Below are 3949 nucleotides of genomic sequence, written 5' to 3' on the forward strand. Positions count from 1 at the left end.
TGTTGACGCTGGTTTCCCGTTCCGCCTTGACGCGAAAACGCTGGCGATCCCTTTGCTCAAGGATGATCTGATCCAACATCTCCAGCGCTGTCTTCATCGCGCTGGCGAACGCTTCCTGCATCTCCCGCAACATCCACTGCTCAAGCTCTTTCATTGAGGGAATGATTGTGGTAAAGTGCTGCACAGGAGCTTCCTCCTCTTGGTGCGTGTTTCAGCAAATTCACATTTTCACATTACCAGGGGAGAAGCTCTTTTTCTATGTTCGCTTTTTCCAGACTTTACCCCCACGCAAATTTTACTCTAACGAAATAACTAATAGTACGGGGGACAAACAAAAATATGCAAACATTCCTGACCCTTGGCAGTATTCTGATGGCAATCGGAGTGGCGATGGGCGCGTTTGGCGCGCATGCGCTGAAGAACAGGCTCCAACCGAAAGAGATGACCACCTTCAAGACCGGCGTGCAATATCATCTCGTCCATGCATTGGGGTTGATTGCGGCCGGCATTGTGGCCGGTCAGGAACCGGATGACGGGATGATTCAAGCGGCCGGCTGGCTGCTTCTTGCGGGCATCGTTCTGTTCTCCGGAAGTTTATACGTGCTGAGCGTCAAAAAAATACGCTGGCTCGGTCCGGTCACGCCCCTTGGCGGCCTTTCCTTCATCGTTGGATGGGTGCTGCTTGCGACGAGTTTCATGTAAGAAAGCAATCGAAAAATGCCGGGAGGACTTGCCAATGTACGAAAACAAGATGAAAGAAAACGACAACAGCGTCATTGAGTTCATCGAAAGCTTGGAAAATGAGAAAAGGAAGGCGGACGCCTACCGGCTGCTGGAAATCTTCGAGGAGACCACCGGCTACTAGGCGAAAATGTGGGGTTCCAGCATCATCGGTTTCGGAAAATATCACTACAAGTACGCCTCGGGACACGAGGGAGACGCGCCTTTGGTCGGCTTTTCGCCGAGAAAGGGGAAGTTCAGCCTGTATTTGGCCTATGAGAGCGAGGAACGGGAAAAGCTGCTGGAGAACTTCGGCAAGCACACGAAGAGCAAGGCCTGCATCTATATCAATAAGCTGGATGATATCAATATCGATGCGTTAAAGGATTTGATCAGATACACGGTGGAAACCTGGCAGAAACTTTACCCGAGCGAAGCCTGATTCGTGAGGCAAGGTCCGATGTCCACTGCGAAGTACCCGGGGAAAGCTCTGATCGCTTTTCTGGTTCTCGGCAACATTGGTTTATGGGTCGCATTTCCGCCGGCCGACGACGGGACCCGGCCGGATTTTTTTCGTCAATACCTGGGCGAAATGATCGGCGCGACGATGATGTTGCTGATGGCGGTCGCCTTGTTGCTTTCGACTCGCTTGCGTTTCCTGGAACCGCTGTTCGGCGGGCTCGACAAAGTCTATGCGGCCCATCGGAACATCGGCATCATCGCGGGATTGCCGCTTCCCCTTCATTTTCTCGTCGTGCCGCTTGCCGAGGAAATTCCGCCCGGGCGGGCGCCCGGATATATTGCGTTTGGCGGACTCCTGGCACTGATCCTGCTGTCCCTTGCTCCGCGGCTCCCGGTCGTCCGGAAGCTGATCCGAATTCCTTATCGAGGTTGGCGGATCTCCCACAGGTTCATCGGGATTTTCTTCATCATGGGAACCGCCCATATGTTGCTGGTGGATGCGCTCGTCCGGACCACCGTGGTGCCTTTCGCGGTTTTGATGGCGGCTATCGCCACGGGCATCGCATCCTACGTCTATACCGAATTCATCGCGAAATTCTTGAGGCGAAAGGCCGTCTATCAGGTTCGGGAGGTCAATCGCCTCACTCCGACGGCAGTCGAAATCGTCTTGCAGCCGGTCAAGAAGCCATTGAAATTTACCGCCGGACAATTCGCGTTTGTCCGGTTCAAAGGGAATCGGGTGTTGTCCGAGCCGCATCCGTTTACGATCAGCAGCTCTCTGAAGGAGAACAACCTGCGGCTGACCATTCGCGCTTCAGGCGATTATACGCATATCTGTACCATCATCTGAAAACCGGCGTTATCGCAATAGTCGAAGGCGACTATGGGATGATGGATTACAGAAAGGGCGGAAAGGAACAAATCTGGATCGCGGGCGGGATCGGCGTGACGCCGTTCCTGAGCTGGATTCGCGACATGCCGCAGGATCTCGCCCACAGCATCGATTTTTTCTACACCGTAAGAACGAAAGACGAAGCGCTGTTTCTGTCCGAGATCCGTGAAGCGGCACAACGGCATCGCCATTTCCGCGTGTATGTCATTTATTCCGCCGAGCGGGGCAGGCTGACGGTCGAAGACATCGCAAGGACGGTGCCGGGAAATATAGCCGGCAAACACATCTATATGTGCGGACCGTCAGCTATGCTGGCGTCATTCAGAAACGGTTTCCGCAGGATCGGGGTTCCGGCGCATGCCATTCATTACGAGGAATTTTCTTTCAGGTGAAAGAGGATCGATGGCTGCATGTCCTGGCGGTGGGGCTGCCGATGGGGATCTAAATTTTACCTCCCCGGCCGAATATGATGCCATCCCGGGCGAAATCGAGGCGATCCACGAAAAATATTCAGTACCTGATCTTATTGGTTGAATGGATCCAGGCCTGAAACGGCGCATCGCCGTTTTCGACGGCCAGCTTGGCCATGGGAATCCGCCGCTGCTCAACGGGCAGGGCCAATTGTTCATAGATGAATTGATCGTCAAATCCTGCGCGGGCGGCATCTTCCCTGGTGCAGGCGTAGTAAACGGCTTTGGGCCTCGCCCAATAGATGGCGCCGATGCACATCGGGCACGGTTCGCAGCTTGTATAGATCTCGCAGTCCGTCAGCTGGAAGCTTCCCAGGCGCTGGCAGGCCCTGCGGATCGCCAGGATTTCCGCGTGGGCGGTCGGATCGTTCAGGGAAGTCACTTCGTTCCCCGCACTTCCGATCACTTCGCCGTTTTTGACCACCACCGCGCCGAACGGGCCGCCTCTTGAGCGGATGACATTTTCATGGGCAATCTGAATCGCGAGTTCCATGAATTTTCGTTTTTCTCTCTCCACTTCGCTAACCTCCTGGCTTCAATAGCCGATCCCGAGAGGGCGCTGTGATCCTCCGGAAACCAGCCCGAGGAAATCTGGATTCGTTACATCATTTCCGGTCAGGCTCTTGTACAAACGTTGGTGTTCAGCGCCTCGTAGCTATTAATCACCCCCCCGGCGATTTTCTCCGGCTCCAGGTCATCCAGACTTCGTCCGCCATGGCGACCGGATTCCAGGGAAGCACGATGTGCAGTCGCGGTCTTGACTGTTCGTGGACGTGGATCCGGATGGACGGGTTTTTCGGGGGCCGGCATCCAGGAAAACCGTGCTTCCCTTGGTCTTCAGCCGGTTTTTCGCCACGGGCAAGGTCCGGGGCAAAAAGAAGGGCGGCTCGGCCTGGCCGTCTGCAAGGAAATCGTCCAGGCCCACGGCGGGCGCATCCGGGCGAAAAGCCAGCCCGGCAAGGGCAGCACGTTCTCCTTCTCCCTGCCCGTCCACGAGTTAGAGTAAAATTTGCGTGGGGGTAAAGTCTGGAAAAAGCGAACATAGAAAAAAGAGCTTCTCCCTTGGTAAAGTGAATTTGGTACAAAACACACACCAAGAGGAGGAAGCTCCTGTGCAGCACTTTACCACAATCATTCCCACAATGAAAGAGCTTGAGCAGTGGATGTTCCGGGAGATGCAGGAAGCGTTCGCCAGCGCGATGAAGACAGCGCTGGAGATGTTGGATCAGATCATCCTTGAGCAAAGGGATCGCCAGCGTTTTCGCGTCAAGGCGGAACGGGAAACCAGCGTCAACACCGTGTTTGGCAGCATTCGCTTCAAGCGGAGGTTGTACATGGATCGTCAAACCGGCAAACACGTGTACCTGCTCGATCAGCACTTGCAATTTGAGGGACGAGGGAAAGT

Annotated in this window: 5 protein-coding genes and 3 pseudogenes; 6 read left to right on the top strand and 2 right to left on the bottom strand. The window is 54.7% G+C overall.

Going from position 1 to position 3949, the window contains the following annotated elements; all coding sequences use genetic code 11:
* Window positions 1-184 (bottom strand): annotated as a pseudogene (locus BAA01_13530) (hypothetical protein).
* Window positions 185-339: 155 nt separating this feature from the next.
* Between BAA01_13530 and BAA01_13535 the strand changes: the two are divergent.
* The 4 genes and pseudogenes from BAA01_13535 to BAA01_13550 all read left to right on the top strand — a co-directional run bounded on the left by BAA01_13535 (window position 340) and on the right by BAA01_13550 (window position 2466).
* Complete coding sequence (locus BAA01_13535) at window positions 340-702, top strand: hypothetical protein (protein ID OUM84565.1); 363 nt, start codon at window positions 340-342, stop codon at window positions 700-702.
* Window positions 703-736: 34 nt separating this feature from the next.
* Window positions 737-1162: pseudogene (locus BAA01_13540) on the top strand (hypothetical protein).
* Window positions 1163-1180: 18 nt separating this feature from the next.
* Window positions 1181-2032: a hypothetical protein gene (locus BAA01_13545; protein OUM84566.1), complete on the top strand. Its 852-nt coding sequence runs from the start codon at window positions 1181-1183 to the stop codon at window positions 2030-2032.
* A 38-nt stretch (window positions 2033-2070) separates the two neighbouring features.
* Window positions 2071-2466 (top strand): hypothetical protein, encoded by a 396-nt coding sequence (locus BAA01_13550; GenBank protein ID OUM84567.1) that lies wholly within the window; start codon window positions 2071-2073, stop codon window positions 2464-2466.
* A 118-nt stretch (window positions 2467-2584) separates the two neighbouring features.
* Here BAA01_13550 and BAA01_13555 read toward each other — a convergent pair whose 3' ends face one another.
* The gene (locus tag BAA01_13555) at window positions 2585-3037 is read right to left on the bottom strand and encodes a tRNA-specific adenosine deaminase (protein ID OUM84569.1); all 453 of its coding nucleotides are present in this window, start codon (window positions 3035-3037) and stop codon (window positions 2585-2587) included.
* A gap of 264 nt (window positions 3038-3301) precedes the next feature.
* Here BAA01_13555 and BAA01_13560 point away from each other — a divergent pair, with 264 nt between their 5' ends.
* The gene (locus BAA01_13560) at window positions 3302-3550 is read left to right on the top strand and encodes a hypothetical protein (protein ID OUM84568.1); all 249 of its coding nucleotides are present in this window, start codon (window positions 3302-3304) and stop codon (window positions 3548-3550) included.
* Window positions 3551-3656: 106 nt separating this feature from the next.
* Window positions 3657-3949 (top strand): annotated as a pseudogene (locus BAA01_13565) (transposase).

Origin of the sequence: Bacillus thermozeamaize, from assembly GCA_002159075.1 — a bacterium.
Lineage (GTDB): Bacteria > Bacillota > Bacilli > ZCTH02-B2 > ZCTH02-B2 > Bacillus_BB > Bacillus_BB thermozeamaize.

Excerpts from the sequence above, each read along its gene's own strand:
- BAA01_13535 (OUM84565.1), top strand. The coding sequence starts at position 340 with ATGCAAACATTCCTGACCCTTGGCAGTATTCTGATGGCAATCGGAGTG.
- BAA01_13550 (OUM84567.1), top strand. The coding sequence starts at position 2,071 with ATGATGGATTACAGAAAGGGCGGAAAGGAACAAATCTGGATCGCGGGC.
- BAA01_13555 (OUM84569.1), bottom strand. The coding sequence starts at position 3,037 with ATGGAACTCGCGATTCAGATTGCCCATGAAAATGTCATCCGCTCAAGA.
- BAA01_13545 (OUM84566.1), top strand. The coding sequence starts at position 1,181 with ATGTCCACTGCGAAGTACCCGGGGAAAGCTCTGATCGCTTTTCTGGTT.